Source organism: Streptomyces sp. SLBN-8D4 (genome assembly GCF_049739545.1).
In the GTDB taxonomy this organism is placed as follows: Bacteria; Actinomycetota; Actinomycetes; order Streptomycetales; family Streptomycetaceae; genus Streptomyces; species Streptomyces canus_C.
Map to the genome: position 1 here is coordinate 8737445 of NZ_JBMGQC010000001.1, position 24523 is coordinate 8761967.

A 24523-nucleotide genomic window follows, 5' to 3' on the forward strand; every position below is an offset into this window, starting at 1 on the left:
GACAGCGGCGAGGCCGTCCCGGGCAGAGGCGCGTGCACGGAGGGTTCACGGGGTGGTCAGGTAGGCCCTTTCGATCGTCTGGGTCAGGGTGTTGCCCACCCGGTCGGTCAGCTCCGCGCGCAGGGAGACGGAGCCCGCCGTCGCCGGGTGCCTGAGCGACAGGTGCGTACCGCCGACGGCCTTGGCGGGCTGCCAGGTCCTTCCTTCGTCGTACGACACCTGGAAGGCGAGCTTCGCCGGGCGCTGCCCTGCCGCCGCGCCCTCGACGGTGAAGGGCACCTCGAAGCGCTTGCCCGCCTTCGCCGTACTGGCGAGGGTGAGGTCGGGACTGAAGCGGACCGTCGACAGCGGCACGGCGGCGAACTCGCCCGCGGGGGTCTTCGCCGAGCGGAAGGTCCACTCCGCGTGGACGCGGGTGCTGAGCGGATACACGGCCCGGTCCCGGGAGCTGTCCACGGTCAGCTTGTACGCGGTGTCCTCGGCGGGCAGCGTGTACTCCGTGACGTCGAGGGTCGGCGGGACGCCGTAGTCGTCGGCGATCTCCTTGCCGTTCGCCTCCAGTTTCGTCGTCATCGTCGTGGCGTCGCTGAGGCCCCAGTGCCCGGAGCCGTCGCCGAACAGCGGCAGGTAGGCCCTGAGGGTGTTCCCGTCGCGGCCGGCACCCGGGAAGCCTCTGGCAGGACCGAGATCACCGGGCCCGTTCAGGACCGGCCCGAAGACGCCCACGCCGAACCGCTCGCGGTAGGTGTGACCGGCCTTCCAGGTCCTCGGCATCCGCATCAGGAAGCCCTCGAAGGGGGCGTCCGGGCCCTCGCCCCAGCGCTGCCAGGTGCGCACCGACCACTTCACGCCGTTGTCGAGGATGTACTCGGTGCTCCGGTACGGCAGCTCCCCGCGCATGTCGGTGAAGCCGCTCACCAGTCGGCCGTCGGGCAGATGCGCGGTCACCTCGGCCTGGACGCGCCGGCCCTCGACCGCCGCACCGACCTGGAGGTCCACCTTGGCCAGCTGCTTGCGCCCGACGTTCGCGGTGAAGCCGTCCAGGGTGTCCTTCCGGTACCAGCCCAGGTGGTAGTCGACCGGCCTGCCCTGCTTGTCCTTGCCGGTCCACCTGCCGGAGTACAGGGAGTTGAGTCCCTCCACGGCCTCGTCGGAGCCCAGCCGCCCGAACCGGGAACCCTCGAAGGTGGGTAGCAGGAACTGCAGGGAGGCGTCGTCCCGGCCCTCGCCCCGCCCGTAGCCGATCGCGACCACGGCGTCGTTGTTCACGGCCGCCGGGTCCGGCACGGTGATGTCGACCGGCTTCGCCTGCCGGGCGTCGACGCTGATGGTCGTGTCCTTGTCCAGCCGCAGCCTGGGCTGGACCAGTACGGCGTGCCGGGAGGCGGACAGCGCCGGGTGGATCACCCCGGTCAGGACGTAGTCGGCCTTGGGCAGACGTACCGTCAGCTCGCCGTCCTGCTCGTCGGCGTAGTCGGCGTAGAAGGTGCCGACGAGACCCGCGATCGAGGTCACGGCGTCGCCGGTCGCCGCACCCTGCTCGTCGATGTGCTTGAGCGTCAGGTCGTACGACTCCACCTCGCGGACCACGCCCACGGCGGACCGCACCCGCACCTTGCCGTCGGCGGAGGAGGCCGTCACCGAGCCGCCGAAGCTGCCGTCCGCGGTGCCTGCGCGGGTGTCCGCGGTGACCTCGGCGCTCGCCTCGCCGCCCGCCGGGACGGTGATCCGCTGCGGGGAGACGGTGAACAGGCCCTCGGCGGCGGGCTTTCCGTCCACCGCGCGGGCGTCCACCGACAGGTCGAGGGTGACCGGCCCGGTGCCGAGGTTGCGGTAGGTGAGCCGCTTGGTCCGCGCCTTGTCGTCGTCGTGCGGCCACTGCTGGACGCCGAAGTCGACGGGACCCTGCTCGGTGACGACGTGTTCGTCCAGTGCCCGGGCCACGTCGACCCGTCCGGTGCCCTGCTGGTAGGAGCTGTACGCGCCCGGCTTCGCGGAACCGGTCAGCACCGCCTTGAGGCGCTCACCGCTCCAGTCGGGGTGCTGCTGGGCGAGGAGCGCGGCCGCGCCCGCGACATGCGGGGTGGCCATGGACGTGCCCTCGATCGTGAGGTACCCGGGGATGTCGGAGGGGTACCACTCCGACAGCAAGCTGCCGGCGGCGGACGCGGCCGTGATGGCGACGCCCGGCGCGGTCAGGTCGGGCTTGACCCCGCCGTCGCCGACGCGCGGACCGCGGCTGGAGAAGTCCGCGAGTGCGTCGGACCCGTCGACCGCGCCGACAGTGAGTGCGGAGGCCGCGCTGCCGGGCGAGCCGACGGTCGACTCGCCGGACTCACCGTCGTTGCCGGCCGCGATGACGAAGAGGGTGCCGGACTCCGCCGAGAGCCGGTTGACGGCCTCCTCCATCGGGTCGACGTCGGGGAAGTCGGGCCCGCCGAGGCTGAGGTTGACGACGTCCGCGCCCTGGGCCACCGCCCACTCCATGCCGGCGATGATCCCGGAGTCAGTGCCGCCGCCCTGGTCGTCGAGGACCTTGCCGTTGAGGAGCCGCGCGCCCGGCGCGACCCCCTTGTACTTCCCGTCCGACTTCGCGCCGCTGCCCGCGACGGTGGACGCGACATGGGTGCCGTGCCCGAAGTTGTCGGTGGTGGTGCCGGTGCCGCTGAAGTCCTGCTCGGCGACCACCTTGCCCGCCAGGTCGGGATGGCCGGTGTCGATTCCGGTGTCCAGGACGGCGACCTTGGTGCCGGTGCCGTCGAAGCCCGCGGCCCAGGCGGCCGGTGCACCGATCTGAGGGACGCTCTTGTCGAGCGAGGCCCGGCGCTTTCCGTCCAGCCACAGCTTCTCCACCCCGGCCTCGGCGGTGAACTCCGCAGCGCCCTGCGCGGACTTGTGGGTCACTGCCTTCCAGAACCCGGTCCCGCGCCTCTTCGCGGAGCGCATCGCCCGGCCGTTGACGACGGGCAGCTGACGGCCCATCCGGGCCCCGGCCTCGGTGAAGGGAGTGGTCGAGTGCGCCTTTGTGCCGCGGAACGTGACGATCAGCGGCAGGTCGGAGCGGCCCGCGTCGTCGTAGCCGTCCTTGACCAGCTGGGTGACGTCGAACAGCCGTGGGTCCAACTTGCCCTCGGCCAGCAGCAGTTCGGCGTCACCGGGGACGACCCGGGTGTGCCCGGCGACGACCCGGACCGTGAACGGCATGCCCTTGCGGCCCTGTGCCCGCTCCACCCCGGAGACCTGGCCGGTGCCGTCCACCAGGACCCGGTCACCGGTGACGAGCGTGACGGTTTTCACCGCCGAGACCGTACGGGCGCTCCCGGCCGAGACGTGGTCGACGGCTCCCGCACCGGCCGGGAGCCCGGCGAGGACCAGGGCGGCGGCAGCCACCCCCGCGGCCATGGCCGCATGTCTGTGGCGTACGCGTAACTCCATCTGAACTCCTGACAGTTGGGGAATCAATGCGTCACGGGGCGGCGGGGCCCGTGAGGAGACGGCCGTCGCTGTCGTACGGCCAGACATTGGGGACGCAGCCGAGCAGGCCCTTGATCTGCTGCATCATCGCGGGGGCCTGCTGCCCCTCGCCGGGGCAGGTCACATGCCCGTGGCCGAGGAAGTGGCCCACCTCGTGGTTGATGATCAGCGAGCGGTACCCGACGACGTCCTTGCGGTAGAACTCGGTGGCCAGGACCCAGCGTCTGAGGTTGACCATCACCTGGTGGTTCACGCTGCAGTTGACCTTGCCGCCGGTGTCGAGGCCGCCCTCGGCGCAGATCCGGTCGACGGTCGCCGGGGTGGCGAGGCGGACCACGAAGTCGGTGGGGCCGCCGGACACCCGCTGGAACGCCGAGTGGCCGTCGGCCGTCCAGCCGCGCGGGTCGGCCAGGGTCCGCTCCACCTGTGCGGCGACGTCCTCGGGGGAGATCGTGATGCCCTTCTCCACCTCGACCCGGTAGCGCAGCGGTGTGCCCTTGCCGACCCGCCCGCTCCCGCCGGGCGCGGTGACGAAGGTCCCCGGACCGCTCCGGGGGAGGGGGGCCGTGGCGCGGCCGGAGGGCGCACCGGACCCTTCCGGTTCCGGTGACTCGGAGGTCTCTTCCCGCTCCGGTGACCCGGCGGTCTCTTGGGACTGCGGACTCTCAACGGGCTTGAGTGCCGCGGACGTTGGTGCCGAGTCGGACGGCAGCCACGCCACCACCGCGCCACCGACGGCCGCGAAGGCGGCCAACGCGGCCAGTCCGCCCATCAGTTGGTGCTTGACGCTCCGCTCGGAGCGCTTCCGGCGACGGCGGCCGGCGGGGTTTCGTTTGTGCGCTGTCACGGTCGTTCACGATGTGATCGCCATGTGATCGGACCTGGCCCGGAAGGTAACGAACCGATAACCCTCCTCGCGGTCTTGGTCGTGTGGATACTGTGCGCATGTCACGTGTACTGCTGATCGAGGACGACCCCGCCGTGCGGGAGGGCGTCGCCCTGGCCCTGCGCCGCCAGAACCACGACGTCGACGCCACCGCGACCGGCGAGGAGGGGATGGACCGGCTGCGGGCCTTCCGGCCGGACATCGTTGTCCTCGATCTGATGCTGCCCGGCATGACCGGCCTGGAGGTGTGCCGGGGCATACGCGCCGTCGACCAGACCCTGCCGATCATCATGGCGACGGCACGGGGCGACGAAGTGGACATCGTCGTCGGTCTGGAGGCGGGCGCCGACGACTACGTCGTCAAACCCGTCCTGGCCCGGGTGCTCGACGCCCGCATACGCGCCGTCCTGCGCCGGGCGGCGGGGGGCTCGTCCGGCGCCGAGGGGCTGCCGAAGATCGACACCTACGGCGACCTCGCCGTCGACCGGGCAGGCCTGACTGTCGCGCTGAACGGCGAGCCGATCGCCCTCGCCCCCTCCGAGCTGCGGCTCCTGCTCACCCTCTCCGCCTCACCGGGCCAGGTGTTCAGCCGCCAGCAACTCCTGGAGGCGGTCTGGGAGCACGACTACCACGGTGACGCCCGCCTGGTGGACGCCTGCGTCAAACGACTGCGCACCAAGATGTCCGAGCCGCCGCGCGCACCCCGCTACATCCACACCGTGCGCGGTTTCGGCTACCGTTTCTCGGCGCCGTGAGGAGACGCCGGCTGCGGGGTCTGCGCGCCCGTCTGGTGGTGGCGTTCGGGCTCGTCGCCGCCGTCGCGGCCATCACGACCGGAGCCCTCACCTTCCGCGAGGCGCGCACCGGAGTGCTCCAGCAGAGCCAGGACGCGACCATCAGGCAACTGCGGGCCCAGCTCAACCAGCACGCCGCCGAACTCGCCGTGCCCCCCGGCGAATCGGCGCTGCGGAAGTTCGCGCAGGACACGGCCGCCACCGAGTCGCAGGGCAGCTGGCGGGTGCTGGTGACCTACGGGGACCTCAGCGGCTCCTCCGCCCCGGCAGACCCCTTCACCGAGGTGACCCCCGCCCTGCGGGAGGCCGTCGGATCCAGCCGGGCCACCGTCTTCCAACGGGTGCGCGACCAGGGCCGCACCTCCCTCGTCGTCGGCATGTCGATCCTCTTCGGCGGCCGGGGCACCGCCGCCACGGTCACCGGGGTCCAGGTGTTCCTCGTCGTGCCGCAGACCACGGAACAGGCGTACGTCGACGCCCTGGTCACCGCGGTCGAGCGGGCCATGGTCGCGGCCCTCGCGCTCGCGGTCGTGCTCGCGCTCCTCGCCGCCCGCGGGGTGCTGGTGCCGGTGCGCAAGCTGCGGCTCGCCACCCGCAGGATCGCCGAAGGGCGCCTGGACACCCGGCTCGCGGTCAACGGCTCGGACGAACTCGCGGACCTGTCCCACACGTTCAACGAGACGGCCGCCGCGCTGGAGGCGTCGGTCGCCGAGCTGCGCGAGATGGAGTCCCGGGCCCGCCGTTTCGCCGCCGACGTCTCGCACGAACTGCGCACCCCGCTCGCGGCCATGTCCGCGGTCACCGACGTCCTCGACGAGGACGCCGCCCGACTGGACCCGGACACGGCCACCGCGGTCCGGCTCATCAGCGAGGAGACCGTCAAACTCGCCCGTCTCGTCGACGACCTGATGGAGATCTCCCGCTTCGACGCGGGCGCGGCGGTGCTGCACCTGGACGAGATCGACCTCGCCGAGTCGATCCGCCGCACCCTCGCCTCCCGCGGCTGGACCGACACGGTGGCGACCGACCTGCCCCCACCGGACGCCGTCCGCGGACGCGTCGACCCGCGCCGCCTGGACGTGGTCGTCGCCAACCTGGTCGGCAACGCGCTCAAGCACGGCGACCGGCCGGTACAGGTGCGCCTGCGCACCGAAGACGCGATGGCCGTCATCGAGGTGCGGGACAGCGGCCCCGGCATCCCGTACGACGTCCTGCCCCATGTCTTCGAGCGGTTCTACAAGTCGGACACCGCCCGGATCCGCTCCGAGGGCAGCGGCCTCGGCCTCGCCATCACCGCCGAGAACGTCCGCATCCACGGCGGTACCGTCCACGCGGCCAACCACCCGGCGGGCGGCGCCGTCTTCACCGTGGAACTGCCGCTGCGGCGGGACGAATCGCCCGAGGAGGACCCGTCATGAAGGCCCTGCGCCGCGTCCCGCTGCTGGCGCTCCTCGCGCTCACCTCCTGCGGGATCCCCGCGACCGGGGTGGTGCAGGCCGGCGGGCCCGCGAGCGGGACCCTCCCGCAGACGCCGGTCTACTTCGTCGAGAAGAGCGGCGCCCTCGTCGCGACGTCCCGCACCACCGAGCTGCCGGGTGATCCCGAGGCGGCGCTGCGGCTGCTGATGGCCGGTCCGCTGGAGGGGGAGGGGCGCCTGGGCGGCCTGTTCACCGAGGTACCGGGCCCGGCGACCTCCGCACCCCTCCCCGCAGACACCCCCGACGAGCCCGGCAAACCCTCGTCGGACGCCCCGACGGTGACCGTCGAGGGGAGCACGATGACGATCGAACTCCCCCCGGGCATGGACACCTTGAGCGACACCGGGGTGCGGCAGATGATCTGCACGGCCGCCGCCGCGTACCGCCTCACCCGCCCGTCGGTCGACGCGGTCACCGCGGAGGTGACCGACGGCGCCGGACGGCGGGTCAGGGGGTCGGACGAGGGCTGCCCCGCTCGGTGAGGAGTCGTCCGGCCCCAGGAGGTTCCGTCTCGGCGGTGTCGGCCTGCTGGAGCTGGCTCAGGAGCTGGTTCTGGCCCGCCAGCAGTTCCGTGAGGATGCGGCGGGCCGCCCGCAGGAGTTCGGCGACGTCACCGCCGGCGAGGGCGTAACTCACCGTGGAGCCCTCGCGGGTGGACACCACGATGCCCGAACGTCGCAGCACGGCCAGCTGCTGGGAGAGGCTGGAGGGCTCGATGTCGATGTCGGCGAGCAGGTCGCGGACCGGCACGGGCCCGTGCTGGAGCAGTTCCAGGACGCGGATGCGCACGGGGTGGCCGAGCATGCGGAAGAAGTCCGCCTTGGCCTGGTAGAGGGGGACGTGCATGGGCGGCGCTCGCTCCCTGCCGGACGGTACGGGGTCGTCGGTGCCGATCCTGCTGGGCGGGGACGCCGGGCGGCCACGGATTGGGCTCATGTGGATGTGGTGACTTGAAGAAGTCTTCACATCGTGGGCGCCCGGCGTCCCGGCCGGAAGCCGCTCTAGATCTCCAACTGCTCCTCCACGCGCTTGAGTTGATGCCGGGCCATCGCCAGGTTCGAGCGGGCCTTGTCGAGGACCAGGTAGAGGAAGAGCCCGTTGCCGGTGCGGCCGGTCACCAGGCGGATGAGGTGGTACTGGTTCTCCAGCGTGATCAGGATGTCCTCGATGTTGCTCTTGAGCCCCAGCTGTTCCATGGTGCGGACCTTGGCGCGAATGACGTCGGTGTTGCCGGCCGCCGCGACCGTCGGGTCCAGGTCCTTGCCGCCGCCCAGGGTGCCCAGCGCCATTCCGCTGGTGTAGTCGACGACCGCGGCCGCCACCGCCCCCTCGGTCCCGGCCATCATCTCCTTCAGCGACACTTCCACACTCGCCACGGTGCCTCCCCTTGTGTCTGTGGATCGCGGCGGACCCGTGGTCGGGCCCGTCCGCCGGATTCCGGGACCGTATGCGCGGAGCGGGGGGCCGGGCACGGGGGTCTTCGGGACTGCCTCCCGTTGACCGAACGCCATACCGACAGGACCGCCCGAGGGTCACAACTGGCCTTCCAGGGGCCGAAGATGACGCCTGGAGCGGACTCCGCGCTTCCTGGTCGCCTACAGGGTGCGGGCCGCCAGGAGCGTGACGTCGTCCTCGGACTTGGCGGGGGCCAGCCGGTCGAGGACGGTGTTCAGGATGTCCGGCAGCGGATGCCCGGCCGCGATGGGCGTACCGGCCAGAGCGGCGAGGCTGGTGTCGATGTCCTCGCCGCGCCGCTCCACGAGCCCGTCGGTGTAGGCCAGCAGCAGGGTGCCCGGCGGCATCTGGCAGTGCCGGCTCTCGTATCCGCCGGAACCCGTGCCCAGTGGGGGTCCGACCGGCAGGTCCGCGAGCTCGGGACGGGTGCCGGGCCGGACCAGCAGGGGCGGGACATGGCCGGCCGTGGCCAGGACCGCGTGTCCGGCGGCGGGGTCCAGCAGGGCCAGCACACAGGTGGCGACGCGGTCCAGGTCGAGCGCGTGGGCGGTGCGGTCCGCCTCGGTGAGCAACCGGTCGGGGGCGAGCCCCTGCAGGGCCAGCGCACGCAGCAGCGAGCGGTACTCGCTCATGGCCGCGGCGGCCCGCACCCCGTGCCCCATGACGTCCCCGACCACGAGCAGGGTGCGCCCGGAGGGCAGCGCGACGGAGTCGAACCAGTCGCCGCCCACCTCGGCGCCCCGCCCGGCGGGCAGATAACGGCTGGCGATCTCCACGCCCGGCCCCTGCATGTGCGGGGTGGTCAGGAAGGCACGCTGCATCTCCAGCGCGGTCTCGTGCTCGTGGGTGTAGCGCAGGGCGTGCCCGATGCCGGTCGCGGCCCGCGCGGTCAGCAGTTCCAGCAGCTCGACGTCGTCCGGCATGAACTCGGGGGAGTGCGCCCTGCGGCCGAGCATGACCGCTCCGACGGGCTCGCCGCCGACCATGAGGGGCAGGTAGGCCACGGAGTGCAGCTCCATGGCGCGGTAGCGCTCCAGCCGCTGTCGCGTGGGGGCCAGCATGCGCAGGGTGTCGTCGTCGGGCCGGTTGAGCACCGTGGGCTTGTGCGCGGTCAGCACCTGGGACATCGACGAACTGGCCTGGTGGAAGATCACCTCGCCGCTTCTGGTCGCCGGGGTGAGCGGCTCGGGCACACCGGGAGCGGCGGCCACCGCCATGCGCCGCAGCCGCACCGGGACGGGGGTGGCCGGGGCCCTGCGCGTGCCCTCGGGGTCGAGCACGTCCACGGCGGCGTAGTCGGCGAACCGCGGCACCAGCAGGTCGGTCAGGGCCCGGCAGGCCTCGGCCGCGTCGAGCGTGCCGCCGACCCGGGTGGCGGTCTCCTCCAGCAGCTCAAGACGCTCCTGGGCCCGGCTGAGCGACTCGCGCCGGCGGATGTCCTCGGTGACCTCCATGGCGACGGCGGCGACCCCGAGGATCTCGCCGTCATCACCTTCGAGCCGGTGAAAGGCGCCGAGCCACCAGCGCGGCACGTCCACCGTGTGGTCGGGCACCCGGCCGTCGAACACGACCGTCCGCGGTCGTCCGGTACGGAGTACTTCGCGGGCCACCTCCGCCGAGGGCCCGGAGCCGGGGATCACCTCCGGCATGGGACGGCCGAGGTGCTCGTCGACGGGCAGCCCGTTGAACTCGGCCAGAGTGTCGTTGAGGTACAGATAGCGCAGGTCGGTGTCCAGGACCGCGACGGCCGCCGGTGTCCCGTCCAGGAACTGGCGGGCCGTCCACAACTCGTCCAGCGCCTGACCCGTCCCCGCCGCCCGGGCCTCCGACAGCTCCCGCAGCGTCCCCGAGGACAGGAAGGGGGCGGAGCGCGCGGACGGGCGGGGGTGGGTCATCTGGAGTGATTCCTCGAAGATCCGGAGTCCGTTTCGTCATACTTATGGAGTATTGGACCATATTTCGAGGTGTCACGGCTATGAGCTGTGTCTCATCCGCCGCTCACCAGCTTCTCGAAGAAGAACTCGTGCTTGAGGAACGACGTCTCGTGCTCCGTCCCCGGATACGGCGGGACGAGCTGCGCGGCCTGGAAGAGCCGCCAGCCGTCCTCCAGGGCGGCGACGCCCGTCTCGTACGGCGGCTCGTCGCTGTCCCCGGTCGTGGGACGGGTGCCGCCCGTGCCGTCGTAACGGGCCCAGCCGACGACCCGCGAGTCGAGCGCGGAGGTGTCCAGGTACAGGACGAGAACCTGCTGGCGCACGGTGGTGGACTTGGTCACGCCTGGCTCCTTCGTGCGGCGGGCCGGTTGGCGATACGGGTGGCCCAGTACTCGATGTCGAACGCGGGATCACCGGTCAGCGCCCGCCACAGCCTGATCCGGTTGAGGATCTCCAGTCGGCCGGTGGCCTGCTCGTACCAGGGGAAACCGCGTCCCAGTTCCTCCCGGACGGCGGGCGCGTCCAGGTCCGCCGTGTCCCACAGCCGTACCTGCGGCACGGTCGGGTTGAAGCGGATCTTGTACATGTGGCGGACGATGTCGCTGTCGTTGCGCCGCCCGCCGTGCCAGATCCCGTGGTGCAGCAGCACGACCGTGCCGGCCGGGCAGGTCAGCCGGGTCTGGCCGCGCAGGTTCTGGTAGCGGCCGGTGTCGGACTCGTTGGTGCGGCGCAGATGGCTGCCGGGCACGATGAGCGTGCCGCCCATCTCGGCGGTGACCTCCTGCGGGTAGTACATGAGCTGGACGTCGAACGCGTCGGGCCGCAGATCGATCACGGCGTCCCCGTGCAGCGGCTGCGCGCTGCCCTCACGCGGCTCACGGATGTGCACGAAATGGTGGTCGACGGTCGGGTCCGGGCCCACCAGACTCTCCAACGCCCCCGCGACGGCGGGCAGTTCGACGAGCCGGCGGGCGAAGGAACCCTCGGGGAACGCCTTCGGCACGGGAGTGCCGTACGGCACGGAGGGCAGCCCGGCGGCGAAGACCGCGAGCGCCTCCTCGTTCATCTCCGGGGGCACGATGCCGTCCAGGCGCAGAAAGCCGTGGGCCACGAACCGTGCCACCTGGGCGGAGTTCAGCAGCTGTCGTGTGGTTGACATACGGCAACCGTAGGAACAACCGCCTCGATGGTCGTGGGCTGTAATCGACGACCACTGGTAATTTTCCACCATGACCCGCCATGTCGACCTGGCCCTCGACCTGCCCCCGCACGTGGAGAACGCGGGCGTCGGCGTGCACGGTTCGGCGGGCCCCCACGACGTGTTCCGCCTCCCGCGCCTGTGGCAGCTCCATCTCTACGGCTACTCGGGCGCCCTGGAGCTCGGCGGCTCCCGGCACCCGATCCGCCCCGGCCATGTGAGCCTCGTCCCGCCGGACACCGAGGTGCACTTCCACTACGACGCCAAGCGCTGCGAGCACCTGTACGCCCACTTCCGGCTGCCGGGCGGGGGCGAGCGGCGCCGGGTCCCGGTGATGCAGGACGCCGGCGCCGACGCGGCGGTGCTGACCGGGCTGCTGCGGCAGACGGTCGCGGCGAGCGCGCAGTCCCCGGCCCGGGCCTCCGCCGAGCTGTGGACGGTGCTGTGGCGCACGACCGGCCTGGCCGGCGCCGGCGAGGACCGGGCGCGGCACCCCGCGCTGCGGACGGCGGTCGCCCACATCGAGGAGCACCTGGCCGGCCCGCTGACCGTCCCCGGCATCGCCCGTGCCGCCGGGGTCTCGCACACCCACCTGACCCGGCTGTTCCGCGAGGACACCGGACACACCGTCGTCGCCTACATCCGGCGCCGCCGCATGGAACGCGCCCGGCACCTGCTCATCGCCTCGACGCTGGCCATCCCGGCGATCGCGGCGACCGTCGGCATTCCCGACCTCCAGGCCTTCAACAAGACCTGCCGCAAGGAGCTGGGGGCCTCGCCGCGGGCCGTACGGGAGCGGCACGGACAGAGCCGGGGCCCAGGCGGGTGCCGGGACCGTACGCCGGGCGCTCGGTCGCCGGGTCCGGTGTCTGCCGAGCACGATCACGAAGGCGAAGGAGAGCCCGCGCCGTAGCGGTGACCGTCGATGCCGAACCGCACCAGGTCACGGGCGCGGAGCAGCGCCCGCGCGGACAGGGCTGCCGGCTGGACGCCGGTTGGCCAGATCCATGGCCGTACGGCGGGCGGTGGAGTACCGCCTCGTGGAACTCGTACGGCTGCAGGCTCCGTGATCCGCGGATCACGACGGGACGTGCTCGCCGAGGACGAGGGGCTCGCCGCCTGTGGCATCGGCGCCCTCGACCGGGCTCGCGCGGCGGGGGGTGCGCGCTCCGGTCGAGAACGCGCCGCTTCACCGCGCCGTCATTCCTTCCCGGTGAGCAGTCGCCGGGGGTTGGCGATCCGGAAGGCGTAGGCCGCCGCTCCGCCGAGCCCGTGGCCGGGGTGCTGCGGCGGCTCCGCGTACGGCCGGTCCGAGCCCTGGACCACGGCTTCCACGCCCAGGGCGCGCACGACGGACTCGACCGCGCGCGGCCCGTACGAGGACGTCTCGACGAACACCGACGGGTCCGGCCGGCTCCCGCCGCCCCCGCGCGCGGCGAACCGCTCCCCGTGCAGCGGCGCGAGCCCGGCCAGCAGCGCGAAGCAGACCCGCAGCCGTGGGTGGCGGGGGCGGCCGTAGGCGCGGAAGGCGAACCAGGCGGCGTGCATCTGCTGGACGTACGGGACCATCGCGGGCCACCAGCCGGGCCCCTCGGAGCCACCGGCCGCGGGCCCGGGGTGGACGAACAGCGGCAGGTCGCGCTCCTCCAGCAGATCCAGCAGAGGCGCGCACCGGGCGTAACCGGCCGCGTCCGCAAGGGCGTTGGCGGGCAGCTGGAGACCGACGAACCCCTGGTCGAGGTGACCGGCCGTCGCCCTGGCATCGATGTCCCGCACACAGGCGGCGGCCCACGCCCCGAACGGCTCGGGCAGCGCGGCCGCGCCCTCGTGATAGGCGTCGAGGAGCGGCCGCGCCTCGGCCCCGGGCAGCCACTCCACGCCGATCGGCGCCGAGAGGGAGACGAGCGCGAGGCCGAGGCCGTCGGTGGCGGCGAGGTCCGCGCGCAGGGCCACGTCGTGGTCGGCGGGCGGCAGGTCGTAGGGCGGCTCACCGTCCAGGTACAGCGTCCAGCCGTCCAGGTACGGCGGCTCGCGGCGCGCCCTCAAGGCCGTCACCAGCGACGGGCTCCACAGATGCTGGTGCACGTCGACATTGGTCATGGCGCTCCTCCCACCCGGGCCCGCGATGTGCTCCGGACTCCGCGGACCCCCATGATCTCGCGGTCCACCGCCCCCACGTCCACCCCGCGGGGGTGTGTGGCTCAGCGAGCTCCGGATGCCGAGCCGATCTCCACCACGCGGGCCCACGCGGGCGGTGAGTCCGGTTCGTACTCGGGATTGTTCTCGCGTCGTGCCCGGCTCCTTCCCGGCCGGGGGAACAGACCGACGACGGTACGGCATGAGGGCCGCGCGGCCGGCCAGGGTGTCTGCCCGTCGGTCAGGGCCACGACGACGTCCGGCCGGGGTCGCGAGCGCAGCGCCTTCTCGAAGCCCGTGCGCAGGTCGGTGCCCCCGCCGCCGACCAGCGGGATGCCCTCGGCCCGGCACAGCGGACGTACGACCCCGGCCGCCGCGTCGCACGAGAGGACGTGGACCAGGTCCCGGCGGCCGCCCACGGCACGGGAGATCGCGGCGACCTCCAGGAGCGCGCTGCCCAGTTCGCCGTCGCTGACCGAGCCGGAGGTGTCGATGATCACGCAGACCCGGGGAGGGCGGCGCCGCAGGCTCGGCAGGACCGCGCCGGGCACTGAGGCCGAGCGCCGCGACGGACGGCCGTAGCTGTAGTCGTCGCCCGAGCCGGAACCGGAGACCGCCGAGCGCAGCGCCGCGCCCAGCAGGTCCCGCCACGGCTGCGGCGAATGGAACGCCTCCTCCGCCCACCGCTGCCAGCCCTGCGGGGTGCTCCCCGGACGCGCCTTGATGCCCTGCGCCACGCGGAAGCGGACCGCGTCGCGCTCCTGCTCGCTCAGCCCGTCCGCCCCGTCGGGGCCCAGGTCCCACGCGCGCTCCAGACCGTCGGCACCGCTGCCGCAGTCCAGCCAGGACAGGTCCAGGGTGAGCGCACCGAGGCTGATCCCGCTCAGGTACTCCTCCATGAGCTGCCCCTCGGACAGCTGCAACTGCCAGGGCCGCACGGCGCCTTCGGGCTGCACCAGCCCGTCGCCGTACACGTCGTCGTTGATCTCGCAGTCCGCCGCGATGTTCATCCGCAGCCGGTCCCCGACCCCGGTCAGCCCGCGCTCCCGGGCGACCCGGTCACCGCGCCCGTGGTGGTCGCGCAGCAGGTGGGACACCTCGTGCACCCACACGCCCGCCAGCTCCTCCACCGGCATCCGGTCCACGAACGCCGGAGAGACGTAGCACCGCCAGTGCCGGTCGACGGCCATCGTCGGCACCCGCTTCGACTCGACGGTGTGCAGGGCGAACAGCGCGGTGGCGAGGTACGGGCGGGCCCGGGCGGCGTGGAGACGGGCGGCGAACAGCTTGTCGCGGTCCAGGCGGCCCCCCTCTTCGGGCGGGTGAGCGCTCATCGCTTCGGACGTGTCGGTGTTCAGCTCTTCGGAAGTGTTCATGGTCATCACCGGCCCTTGGAGGCGACCGCCGCCCGGTCCGCCCGCCGCGACAGCGCCACCGTCCCGGCGAGCCGCTCGACCGAGGCCGGTACGTCCCAGTCCTGCTGCCGCAGCGAGGCGAGCGTGGTCGCGGGCACGACCACCAGGTCCGGGGCCCCGGTCTCCAGCGCCCGGACCAGCACCGCCCACGCCGAGTCCCAGCGGCTACGGTCCGGACGCGCGCGTACGGCCGCCACCACACCGTCGAGCACGGCCTGCCGCAGGTCGCCCCGCTCGGGCAGGACGGCCCCCGCGGGGTCGGCCAGCACGTCCTCCGGGTCCGGGAGGTCCAGCCGGTCCAGGCTCGCCAGGAGCTCCAGCCCCGGGCCGTCGCCCACCGTGCCCCGGACCAGCAGGGAGAGCACGTCCCGCGCGGAACCGGCCGCGGTCGCGAAGGCGACCAGGGACAGTGTCATGTCCCAGCTCCGCGGCGACGGCCAGGGACCGCCCCGCCGGGTCTCGTTGGTGGGCAGCCGGTGCACGAGCGTGGGCCGCGCGGCGAGCAGTCCGCACACCGCGCGGCGGGCGAACGCCACGGCCTCCGGCAGTTTTCGCGGGTCGAGCCGTGGCAGGGTGGCCCGGGGCCAGGTTCCGCCGAGACCGCGGACGACGACCTCGTGGTCGTGGGTCCACTGGAGGTGGACGAACCGGTTGGCCAGCGGCGGGCTCAGTTCCCAGCCGTCGGCCGCCGAGGACCGGGGGTTGGCGGCGGCCACGATCCGTACCCCGGGCGGCAGTCGGAGGGCGCCGATCCGCCGCTCCAGGACGAGCCTGAGCAGCGCGGCCTGGACGGCGGGCGGCGCCGTGGACAACTCGTCCAGGAACAGCAGCCCCCGGCCGGCCCGCACCAGCCGCACCGCCCAGTCCGGCGGGGCCATCGGAACGCCCTGGGTCGCGGGATCGTCCCCGACCACGGGCAGCCCCGAGAAGTCGGACGGCTCGTGCACGCTGGCGATCACCGTGGTCAGCGGCAGGTCCAGGGCCGTGGCGAGCTGGGTCAGGGCCGCGGTCTTGCCGATGCCCGGCTCCCCCCACAGCAGCACGGGCAGATCCGCGGCCACGGCCAGGGTGAGGGCCTCCAGCTGGGAGTCGGGGCGCGGTTCGGTGGTGGAGTCGCGCAGGAGGGTCAACAGGTCGGCGGCGATGTCGAGTTGGGAGACGGGGGCAGGGGCGGTCATGGGCATGAGTGATCACCTATGGGCTAGGAGTGGGCCAGGGGAAGGGGGTTGGGACTCAGGTCGCGTGCCGGGGATGGGTACGCCGGTTCCGGGAATCGCGTCCGCTCGGACGCGGACGGAACCAGGCGGGCCCGGGTCCGGTGAGGCCCGTCCTGAACAGGCCGTAGGTGATTCGGCGTAGCGCGGCCGCCTCCAGTGCGTCCCGGAGGGGGCCGGCGCGCAGCGGCGCCTCGGGCCCGAGCAGTCCTTCCACGACGGCCAGCGCGCCGGCGGTGTCGCCGTGCGCGAGACGTTCGCGGACGCCCTCCAGACAGTGCGGACGGCGGTGTGCCTCGTCGATCACCTGGAGGCAGGGGAGCGGGGTGCCGGTCAGCGCGACCAGCAGTTCCTCCCGCCGGATCTCGTCCGGGTCGTGGTCCAGCGGGGCCAGCACCCCGTCGACCAGGCCGATCCGGTGGCGGGCTCCCCGGCACTCCACCAGGCGCGGTGTTTCCACCAGGTCGGAGGCGCGGGGCGGTCCGGTGGCCGTGCGGTCCGGTGCCAGCGCGGCGGCGACCAGGGGGTGCAGGCGGTCCGCCTCGATCGCCCCTGCGCGCAGCAGCCGGCGGTCGGGCAGCACCCAGGTCGCCGCGTCGGGCAGGACGGGAAGCGCCGAGACGACATCGGCCGAGGGAGTCGGCACGGGACGGATCAGGTCGTCGTCCGCGGCGAGCTCCAGCACCAGCCGGTGCCGTCCGCCCCACCGCACCAACAGGCAACCGCCGGCCCGCCCTTCGGCTCCGAGAAGTATCCGCGCCTCGGCCGCCCACCGGTCGACGGCGCAGTCGGGAGACACGGCCAACTCTGCTGCGGTCAGGGGCGGTTGACGGGTGGCCGACCCGAAGGAGGGCTCACCGACTTCCGACCGCCCCCGCAGCTCCCCGGCGCGGCCCGCATCCCACAGATGCCGGTGCAGGTCCAGACGGAACCGTCGGTTCGGACGCGGGTGCGGATGCCGTACGGCGTCGGCGGTGGAGCGGGACCACAGGGCGAGGCTGATCCGCTGCCCGGCGTCCGCCCAGGCGGGCGCGGTCCGGGCCACGAGATGCACCGGGCCCTCGACGGCCTCGTACCGCGCCAGGGTCAGGGTCAGCCCGGGCCGCAGCAGCCCGTCGGGGGCGATCCTCGGCATGTGCCAGCGCAGCAGGTCGGGAGCGAGGGCGCGGAGATCGGACCGGACCCGGGACGCCAGCTCCCGGCCGTGATCGCGCGCCACTGCACGGAGGTGGAGATCGACGTCGAAGCCCGCGGCGGCACACGCCCCCGACCAGTCCCCGGCGAGGCGACGGGCGGTAGCGGTCTCGATCATGGAGGCCGGCACGGCGAACTCGCGCACGCGCGGCCAGAAGGACGTACGGATGTCCTCGTTCGCGGTCGAAGTGAGCATCAGCGCTCACCTTGCGCGGACGGGACCCCCAATCGTTCAGGAGTGTGAGTCGTCATCGTGGAGCAGCGTAGGCCGCCCCGCCCACACCTTCCATCGGTTTTTCGCCGGGTTAGCCTGGGGCGTGATCGCATTCCCGCTCGGCGCGGCCACCACGCCGGCCGACCTCGCCGGTGACCCGCACCCGCGCCTGGCCGAGCTCCGCGCGCACGAACCCGTGTCCTGGCTGCCCTCGCTGAACGGCTGGCTGGTGACCCGGCGCGATCTCGCGCTCGACGTGATGCGGGACGCCGAGACCTTCACCGTCGACGACCCCCGCTTCTCGACCGCCCGGATCGTCGGCCCGAGCATGCTCTCGCTGGACGGCGACGCACACACCCGCCACCGCGAGCCGTTCACCGCGCCCTTCCGCCCGCGTGCGGTGCGGGACGGATTCGCCGAGTTCATCGAGCGGGAGACCGACCGGCTCGTCACCGGACTCGAAGCGGCGGGCGCCGCCGAACTGCGCCGCGCCTTCGCCGGCCCGCTCGCCGTCGCCGTCGTCACCGAGGCGCTCGGACTGGTGGACGCCGGCACGGACACGGTGCTCGCCTGGTACGACGCCATCGTGCGGTCGGTCTCGGACATCACGGAGGGCCGTGCGGCGGGAGCGGCGGGCCCTGAGGCGTACGCACAGCTGCGGCGAGCGGTCGAGGCCACCGTCGAGCAGGGGGCCGGCTCCTCGCTCCTGACATCAGCCGCCGCCCGGCTGGCGCTGCCGGAGGTCGCCTCCAACGCCGCCGTGCTGATGTTCGGCGGCATAGAGACCACCGAGGCGATGATCACCAACGCGCTGCTGCTCCTCCTCCGGCACCCCGACCAACTCGCGCTCGTCCAGGCCGACTTCGCACTGCTGGACAACGCGATCGAGGAGTCGCTGCGCCTCGAACCCGGCGCGGCCGTCGTGGACCGCTACGCCACCCGTGACCTCACCCTCGGCCCGGCCGCGATCCGCCGGGGCGACCTCGTCACCGTCTCCCTGACCGGCGCCAACCGGGACCCCACGGTCTTCCCCGACCCCGACCGCTTCGACGTCCGCCGTCCGAACGCCCGCCTCCAACTGGCCTTCGCGCACGGCCCGCACTACTGTCTCGCGGCCCACCTGGCCCGTCTGGAGACCCGCATCGCCCTGCGGCACCTGCTCGACCGCCTCCCCGCCCTCCGCCTCGACCCGGACCATCCGACCGCCCCGCACGGCCTGGTCTTCCGCAAGCCACCCACCCTAAATGTGCTGTGGGGCTGATCCGCGGCGGGAGTGACCCTCAGCCGGTCCGCTTCACCTCCAGGGACAGGTCGTTGTCGACCGTGTAGTACGGGCGCACGACGACTTCGCCGGCCGTGGCACCGGGGTAGACGTGGACATGCTTGCGGTCCGCCACATCGTCCAGGAGGCGGGCGATCCGGACCATCGGGGCTCCGGGAGCGGGTCGTACGAACATGTCCCAGATGCCGGGGTCCAGGCTCTCGTCGTCGACCGTGAACGCGAAGCTCCGGCCGTCCTCCGCGACCAGGGGCTCCACCGTGCGCACGGCCCCCTCGCCCCCTCGCAGCCGCAGCCGCACCTCGGCGCCGTCCACCAGCAAGGAGTCGTGCAGCCGGGCCGCGACCCTCAGCGTCCCGCCCGTGATGTCGACGCGGCCGGCCTCCGCATGCGCGGGCCGCAGCCAGGTCCGCACCGCGAGATAGCCGTCCTTGGTGACATAGGGGACCCGCACGGCCAGCGGCCCGCGCCGCTCACGCAGATGTCCGTCGACCAGGGTCCGCAGATCACGGGGGCCCGGACGCAGACGCGTGCGCTCGGACCCGTCCAGCAGATACACGTCCCAGCGCCCCTCCGCGAGCACGGGTTCCGCGCCCAGTACGGCCTGGGCGCGCCCCTCGCCGACGGAGTCCAGGTCGAGGACGTGCAGGGTCTCCTCGGGCTGCCCCTTCTTCGGCCGCAGCCGCAGCAGCAGTCCCTGCCCGTGGCCCGCGGGCAGCGCGAAGGTGATCCGGCCCTCCGCGTCGATGGCGCATCCGGCGCGTGGCGTCGTCATGACCGTCCCTTCCGTACGAGGCGCAGCGCGCCGCTCGCCGCGATCAGCGCGGTGTCCCTGGCGGCGGAGCCGCGGGCGGTCAGCGTCCCGCCCCGGCGCTGCCGCACGACCCGCCGGCCCGCCCGCCGCGCCGACACGGCCTCCGTGACGAGCCGCTCGGCCTGCTCGACCACGGGACCGGGAGCGAACCGGCGCGCGTTCTCCAGGGCCGCCCGGCCCGTACGGCGGCGCAGCTCGTCGTCCCCGACCAGTTCCAGCAGGGCGGCGGCCAGCGCGTCCCGGTCCCCGACCGGCACCAGCCGGCCGTCGACCCGGTCCGCGATGATCTCGGCGGGCCCGTGCGGGCAGTCGGTGCTCACCACGGGCAGCCCGCAGCGCATCGCCTCGACGATGGTCATGCCGAAGGGCTCGAAGTCGGAGGCGGCCGCCCCGATCGAACCCTTCACCCACTCCGCCTCCATCGGGGCCGCGGCCCCCATCAGGAAGACGTTGTTCCACAGGCCCAGGTCGGTGATGAGCCGCCGCAGCCGGTCCTGCTCCTCGCCCTTGCCGTAGATGCGCAGCTGCCAGTCCGGATGCCGGGCGGCGACCGCGGCGAAGGCCTCGACGAGCAGGTCGTACCGCTTCACCGGAACCAGCCGTCCGGCCGCGACGACCACCTTGGCGGAGCCGTCCGCGGCCGGCAGCACGGGGTCCGGCACACTGTTGGGCAGTGCCTCCACCCGTACCCCGGGCAGCCGCATCCGGCGCCGGTAGGCGGCCGCGTCCGCCTCGGTGACCGTGGTGAGCACGTCGAGCCCGCGGTAGGCCCGGCGCAGCGCGGTGCGCAGCCGGGGTGAGTGGTTGTCGAGCGTGAGGTGCTCCTGCCCGATCCGGGCGACCTGGGGTGGCGCCTGGCCGGCGAGATGCACGTTGAGCCCGGGGCGGGTGCCTATCACCGCGTCCGCGTCGATGGTGGCGAGGGCCTCCGCTATGCGCTGGTCGGTCAGTTCGCTGTACTGCCCGTACCGGTACTCCGAGCGCGGGAACACCCGCGCCGGTCTCTGGTGCAAGGGGTGATCCTTCTCCTGTCTCAGATCGACCAGTGGCCGCAGCGAAACCCGGGGATCCAGCACGAAGTTGGGCAGCTCCCGGTGCCGCAGCACGGAGACGATCTCCACCTCGTGCCGTTCCGCCAGGGCCTGGGCCAGGTTGAACGTGGTGGTGATCGTGCCTCCGATCGCGTAGGCGTTGTGGAGCAGGAAAGAGATCTTCATGCCGGGCTAGACCACCCGCCATCGCCTGCGGTTGACCCCCGTTACCCATTCGTGGTGTCCTCGCCACCGGGACGTCATGCCGTGTACTGGTATGCGGGATAAGTCAGATAGCCGTTGTCACCGCCCTGGAAGTACGTGGCCTCGTCGGCGGGGGCGATCGGCAGGTCGGTGCGCAGCCGTTCGACCAGGTCGGGGTTGGCGATGAAGGCGCGGCCGAAGCTGATGAGATCGGCGCCGAGCCCCAGCCAGTGGTCGGCCTCGGAGCGACCGGTCTGCTTGGCGCCCATCGGCAGCACCGGGTTCATGACGAGCGCGCCCGGCCAGGCCCGGCGCAGATCGAGCAGCGTCTCCTCGGGGGCGGTGGCCTCCAGATGGACGTAGGCAAGCCCCAGCCCGGCCAGCTCGGTCAGGAGCGCGGTGTACAGCTCGGGGACGTCCGACTCCTCGACTCCCCAGAAGCCGCCGCCCGGTGAGAGCCGGATCCCGGTCCGCTCCGCGCCCACGGCGTCCACGGTCGCGGCGGCCGCCTCGACGGCGAACCGGATCCGGCCGGCCACCGAACCGCCGTAGCGGTCCGTGCGCAGATTGGCGTTGGAGGACAGGAACTGCGAGATCAAGTAGCCGTTGGCGCCGTGCAGTTCCACCCCGTCGAACCCGGCGTCGACGGCACGGCGCGCGGCCTCGGCGTACGACACGGCATGCTCGGGCACCTCCGCTGTCTCCAACGCCCGCGGAACCGGTGCGGGCTGCGGTCCGGTGGGCGTGAACACCTCACCGGTGGCCGGGACGGCCGAGGGCCCGACGGGCCGCAGCCCGTTGGTGTCCGGGTGCGAGACGCGCCCGCCGTGCATGATCTGCGCGAAGATCCGGCCCCCGTTGGTGTGCACGGCCCCGGTCACCTGGCGCCACGAGGCCACCTGCTCATCGGTGTGCAACCCCGGTGTGCCCGGATTGGACTGACCGATCAGGCTCGGCTGCACCCCCTCGGTGACGATCAGGCCGGCCGTGGCCCGCTGGGCGTAGTAGCGGGCCATCGACAAGGTCGCCAGACCGCCCTCGGCGGCCCGCACCCGGCTCATCGGGGCCATGACCACCCGGTTGGGCAGCTGGAGTCCGCCGAGCCGGAAACCGGTGAAAAGCGTCGTCACGTCACATCTCCTTCGTGATCCGTCGTACCCGTGTCCCGGGCACGCGGTTACGCTAAAACCTGACGTCGACGTGAGGGTCAAGTCCGTCAGGGAGGAACACGTGCGCATCGGGGAGTTGTCGGCACGGGCCGGGGTCAGCGTCCGGGCCCTGCGCTACTACGAGGAGCAGGGTCTGCTCACCAGCACGCGCAGCGGGAGCGGGCAGCGGCACTACACGGAGAGCGCGGTCGAGCGTGTGGTGTTCCTCCAGCGGATGTACGCGGCCGGACTGTCCAGCCGTACGATCGCCGAGCTCCTGCCCTGCGTCGAGTCACCGAGCGAGGAGACCTCCGACGCCGCGCTCGTGCGGATGGCCGAGGAGCGCGACCGGCTCTCCGCGCACATCGCGGACCTGATCCGCACCCGGGACTCCCTCGACGCACTGATGGCCGTGAACCGGGCTCACCGGGAGACGCTCCGGACGGCGTGAAAGTCTGAGATCACCGCAACAGGCCGGACCAAGGAGCCGCACGTGACGTACGACATCGCCGCCCTCCGCTCCCACTTCCCCGCCCTCGCCGCCGGCACCGCCCACTTCGACGGCCCCGGCGGCACCCAGACCCCCGAGCCGGTCGTCCGGGCCATCGCCGACGCCCTGGCGCAGCCCCTGTCGAACCGGGGATGGATCACGCTGGGGGAGCGCAACGCGGAGCGGATCGTCACCGGGGCCCGCCGGGCCATGGCCGACCTGCTGGGGGCGGACCCGGCGGGCATCGTCTTCGGCCGCAGCGCCACCCAGCTCACCTACGAATTCTCGCGCACGCTCGCCAAAACGTGGGCGTCCGGCGACGAGGTGGTCGTCACCCGCCTCGACCACGACGCCAACATCCGCCCCTGGGTCCAGTCGGGCGCCACCGTGCGGTGGGCCGAATTCGACCCGGAGACAGGGGAGTTGACGGTCGACGCGATCCGGTCCGTGCTGTCGGAGCGCACCCGGCTCGTCGCCGTCACGGCCGCCTCCAACCTGATCGGCACGCGCCCCGACATCCCCGCGATCGTCCGGGCGGCCCACGAGTTCGGCGCACTCGTGTACGTGGACGGCGTCCACCACGCGGCCCACTCCCTCGTGGACCTGGAGACGCTCGGCGCGGACTTCTTCGTGTGCTCCCCCTACAAGTTCCTCGGCCCGCACCACGGAGTCCTCGCCGCCCGCCCGGTGTTGCTGGAGACCCTGCGTCCGGACAAGCTCCTGCCCTCCACCGACGCCGTCCCGGAGCGCTTCGAACTGGGCACGCTGCCCTACGAGTTCCTCGCCGGCACGGCGGCGGCCGTCGACTTCCTCGCCGAGCGGCTGGACGCGGACGCCACCGGCAGCAGACGGGAGCGGCTGGCCGCCGGGTTCGCCGCCCTCGAAGCCCACGAACACGTCCTGCGCACCCGGATCGACGAGGGGCTGGCCGCGCTCGACGGTGTCACGGTCCACTCCCGGGCCGTCGACCGCACCCCGACGGTCCTGCTCACCTTCGAGAACCACAGCACGGCCGACGCGTACGCGTTCCTGGCCGAGCGCGGCGTGCAGGCCCCGGCCGGCTCCTTCTACGCCATCGAGGCCTCCCGCCACCTCGGCCTCGGCGACACCGGCGGCCTGCGCGTCGGTCTCGCCCCTTACAACGACCTGGAGGACGTCGACCGTCTCCTGACGGGACTGACAGACTTCCTGAAGAGGTGAACTTCCCGAAGTGGCGAACTTCGCGAAGAGGTGAAGGGAGAGCCGTTCATGACCACGTTCCCCACCGCACGAGACGTACGGACCACCCCGGAAGGCCTGCTGTGGGAGCCCAGCGAGCGCTGGGTGCGCGGCCGCAAGGGGGACGTCACGGTCGTCGACAGCCGGCACCCCGTCCTCGTCTGGGAGCCCGACGTGCCGGTACCGCTGTACGCCTTCCCGCGCGCCGACGTCCGCGAGGACCTGCTGCGCCCCGCGAAGAACCCGGCGACCGGCACCCACACCGGATCACAGGTCTTCTACGACCTGGAGGTCGACGGCGAGCTCGTCGAGAACGCCGCCTGGACCTTCCCGGCCGCCGACCTCGCCGACCACATTGCGTTCGCGTGGTTCCGGCGCTGGGGGACCGGCCTCGACCACTGGTACGAGGAGGAGGAAGAGATCTTCGTCCACCCCCGTGACCCGCACAAACGCGTCGACGCCATGCCCAGCGGCCGCCATGTCCAGGTCGAGATCGACGGGACCGTCGTCGCCGACACCCGCCGTCCCGTCCTGCTCTTCGAGACCGGGCTGCCCACGCGGTACTACATCCCGCGCGAGGACGTCCGCCTCGACCTCCTCGACGCCACCGACCACCACACAGGCTGCCCCTACAAGGGCACCGCCGCGTACTGGTCGGTGGGCGGCCACGCGAACATCGTCTGGAGCTATCCCGACCCGCTCCCCGCCGTGGGTGCCGTCAAGGGGCTGCTCGCCTTCTTCAACGAGGCCGTCGACATCACGGTGGACGGTAAGCGCCTGGAGCGGCCGGTGACCCCCTTCACCGGCACGGTGAAGTGACCGGGGCCGCGGGCCGTCCTCGCCGCCGTACCTGCGCGGATCATCCCCAAACCGTCCGCGACACGTGACCTGACTCTCATGGCCAGAGGCGGTCTTTGCCGAGACCATGGGGGCGTCAACGGCAGGCC

General features: G+C 72.8%; 22 protein-coding genes. 8 read left to right on the top strand and 14 right to left on the bottom strand.

Going from position 1 to position 24523, the window contains the following annotated elements:
* Positions 1-45: 45 nt before the first annotated feature.
* Both RKD20_RS39635 and RKD20_RS39640 read right to left on the bottom strand, forming a co-directional pair.
* Complete coding sequence (locus RKD20_RS39635) at positions 46-3435, bottom strand: S8 family peptidase (protein WP_424881901.1); 3390 nt, start codon at positions 3433-3435, stop codon at positions 46-48.
* Between the two features lie 31 nt (positions 3436-3466).
* The gene (locus RKD20_RS39640) at positions 3467-4321 is read right to left on the bottom strand and encodes a DUF3152 domain-containing protein (RefSeq protein ID WP_424881902.1); all 855 of its coding nucleotides are present in this window, start codon (positions 4319-4321) and stop codon (positions 3467-3469) included.
* 98 nt (positions 4322-4419) lie between these two features.
* On the opposite strand from RKD20_RS39640, the gene RKD20_RS39645 reads away from it, so the two are divergent.
* Genes RKD20_RS39645 through RKD20_RS39655 form a run of 3 tightly spaced genes read left to right on the top strand, consistent with a single transcriptional unit; the run spans position 4420 to position 7114 of the window.
* Positions 4420-5115 (top strand): response regulator, encoded by a 696-nt coding sequence (locus RKD20_RS39645; protein ID WP_424881903.1) that lies wholly within the window; start codon positions 4420-4422, stop codon positions 5113-5115.
* Positions 5112-6572, top strand: a complete 1461-nt coding sequence (locus tag RKD20_RS39650) for an ATP-binding protein (protein ID WP_424881904.1) — start codon at positions 5112-5114, stop codon at positions 6570-6572. The genes RKD20_RS39645 and RKD20_RS39650 overlap by 4 nt, the downstream gene beginning before the upstream one ends.
* Positions 6569-7114 carry a hypothetical protein gene (locus tag RKD20_RS39655; RefSeq protein ID WP_424881905.1) on the top strand — a complete coding sequence of 182 codons (546 nt, stop codon included), beginning with the start codon at positions 6569-6571 and terminating at the stop codon, positions 7112-7114. The genes RKD20_RS39650 and RKD20_RS39655 overlap by 4 nt, the downstream gene beginning before the upstream one ends.
* On the opposite strand, the gene RKD20_RS39660 is transcribed toward RKD20_RS39655, so the two are convergent.
* The 5 genes from RKD20_RS39660 to RKD20_RS39680 all read right to left on the bottom strand — a co-directional run bounded on the left by RKD20_RS39660 (position 7080) and on the right by RKD20_RS39680 (position 11180).
* A complete protein-coding gene (locus RKD20_RS39660; protein WP_424883427.1) occupies positions 7080-7478 on the bottom strand; it encodes an ArsR/SmtB family transcription factor in 399 nt (132 codons plus the stop codon). The two genes, RKD20_RS39655 and RKD20_RS39660, sit on opposite strands and share 35 nt — an antisense overlap.
* A 155-nt stretch (positions 7479-7633) precedes the next feature.
* On the bottom strand, positions 7634-8008 hold the full coding sequence (locus tag RKD20_RS39665; RefSeq protein ID WP_424881906.1) for a hypothetical protein: 375 nt from the start codon (positions 8006-8008) through the stop codon (positions 7634-7636).
* A 219-nt stretch (positions 8009-8227) separates the two neighbouring features.
* Positions 8228-9982 (bottom strand): SpoIIE family protein phosphatase, encoded by a 1755-nt coding sequence (locus RKD20_RS39670; RefSeq protein ID WP_424881907.1) that lies wholly within the window; start codon positions 9980-9982, stop codon positions 8228-8230.
* 92 nt (positions 9983-10074) lie between these two features.
* A complete protein-coding gene (locus RKD20_RS39675; protein WP_424881908.1) occupies positions 10075-10362 on the bottom strand; it encodes a hypothetical protein in 288 nt (95 codons plus the stop codon).
* Positions 10359-11180, bottom strand: coding sequence for a phytanoyl-CoA dioxygenase family protein (locus RKD20_RS39680; RefSeq protein WP_424881909.1), 822 nt, complete (start codon positions 11178-11180; stop codon positions 10359-10361). The genes RKD20_RS39675 and RKD20_RS39680 overlap by 4 nt, the downstream gene beginning before the upstream one ends.
* Before the next feature lie 70 nt (positions 11181-11250).
* On the opposite strand from RKD20_RS39680, the gene RKD20_RS39685 reads away from it, so the two are divergent.
* Complete coding sequence (locus RKD20_RS39685) at positions 11251-12132, top strand: helix-turn-helix domain-containing protein (RefSeq protein ID WP_424881910.1); 882 nt, start codon at positions 11251-11253, stop codon at positions 12130-12132.
* A 287-nt stretch (positions 12133-12419) separates the two neighbouring features.
* Here the strand turns inward: RKD20_RS39685 and RKD20_RS39690 are convergent, their stop codons facing one another.
* The 4 genes from RKD20_RS39690 to RKD20_RS39705 form a co-directional block, all read right to left on the bottom strand.
* Entirely contained in the window at positions 12420-13319 is a 900-nt protein-coding gene (locus tag RKD20_RS39690) for an amidohydrolase (protein WP_424881911.1), read from the bottom strand.
* Between the two features lie 101 nt (positions 13320-13420).
* Positions 13421-14689, bottom strand: a complete 1269-nt coding sequence (locus RKD20_RS39695; protein ID WP_424883428.1) for a DUF2201 family putative metallopeptidase — start codon at positions 14687-14689, stop codon at positions 13421-13423.
* A 47-nt stretch (positions 14690-14736) separates the two neighbouring features.
* Positions 14737-15954, bottom strand: a complete 1218-nt coding sequence (locus tag RKD20_RS39700) for an AAA family ATPase (protein ID WP_424881912.1) — start codon at positions 15952-15954, stop codon at positions 14737-14739.
* A 49-nt stretch (positions 15955-16003) separates the two neighbouring features.
* Positions 16004-17374 (bottom strand): hypothetical protein, encoded by a 1371-nt coding sequence (locus RKD20_RS39705; RefSeq protein WP_424881913.1) that lies wholly within the window; start codon positions 17372-17374, stop codon positions 16004-16006.
* Between the two features lie 121 nt (positions 17375-17495).
* Between RKD20_RS39705 and RKD20_RS39710 the strand changes: the two genes are divergently transcribed.
* The gene (locus RKD20_RS39710) at positions 17496-18653 is read left to right on the top strand and encodes a cytochrome P450 (protein WP_424881914.1); all 1158 of its coding nucleotides are present in this window, start codon (positions 17496-17498) and stop codon (positions 18651-18653) included.
* 19 nt (positions 18654-18672) lie between these two features.
* On the opposite strand, the gene RKD20_RS39715 is transcribed toward RKD20_RS39710, so the two are convergent.
* From RKD20_RS39715 to RKD20_RS39725, 3 genes are all read right to left on the bottom strand, one after another.
* Positions 18673-19446, bottom strand: a complete 774-nt coding sequence (locus RKD20_RS39715) for a hypothetical protein (protein ID WP_424881915.1) — start codon at positions 19444-19446, stop codon at positions 18673-18675.
* Positions 19443-20702 carry a glycosyltransferase family 4 protein gene (locus RKD20_RS39720; RefSeq protein ID WP_424881916.1) on the bottom strand — a complete coding sequence of 420 codons (1260 nt, stop codon included), beginning with the start codon at positions 20700-20702 and terminating at the stop codon, positions 19443-19445. Before RKD20_RS39720 ends, RKD20_RS39715 begins: the two co-directional genes overlap by 4 nt.
* A gap of 74 nt (positions 20703-20776) precedes the next feature.
* A complete protein-coding gene (locus tag RKD20_RS39725; RefSeq protein ID WP_424881917.1) occupies positions 20777-21850 on the bottom strand; it encodes an alkene reductase in 1074 nt (357 codons plus the stop codon).
* A gap of 100 nt (positions 21851-21950) precedes the next feature.
* Between RKD20_RS39725 and RKD20_RS39730 the strand changes: the two genes are divergently transcribed.
* The 3 genes from RKD20_RS39730 to RKD20_RS39740 are packed head-to-tail and all read left to right on the top strand — an operon-like array spanning position 21951 to position 24395.
* Positions 21951-22319 carry a MerR family transcriptional regulator gene (locus tag RKD20_RS39730; protein ID WP_424881918.1) on the top strand — a complete coding sequence of 123 codons (369 nt, stop codon included), beginning with the start codon at positions 21951-21953 and terminating at the stop codon, positions 22317-22319.
* Positions 22320-22361: 42 nt separating this feature from the next.
* Complete coding sequence (locus RKD20_RS39735) at positions 22362-23558, top strand: cysteine desulfurase-like protein (protein ID WP_424881919.1); 1197 nt, start codon at positions 22362-22364, stop codon at positions 23556-23558.
* Between the two features lie 48 nt (positions 23559-23606).
* Positions 23607-24395 carry a DUF427 domain-containing protein gene (locus RKD20_RS39740; protein WP_424881920.1) on the top strand — a complete coding sequence of 263 codons (789 nt, stop codon included), beginning with the start codon at positions 23607-23609 and terminating at the stop codon, positions 24393-24395.
* The last annotated feature ends 128 nt before the right edge of the window (positions 24396-24523 follow it).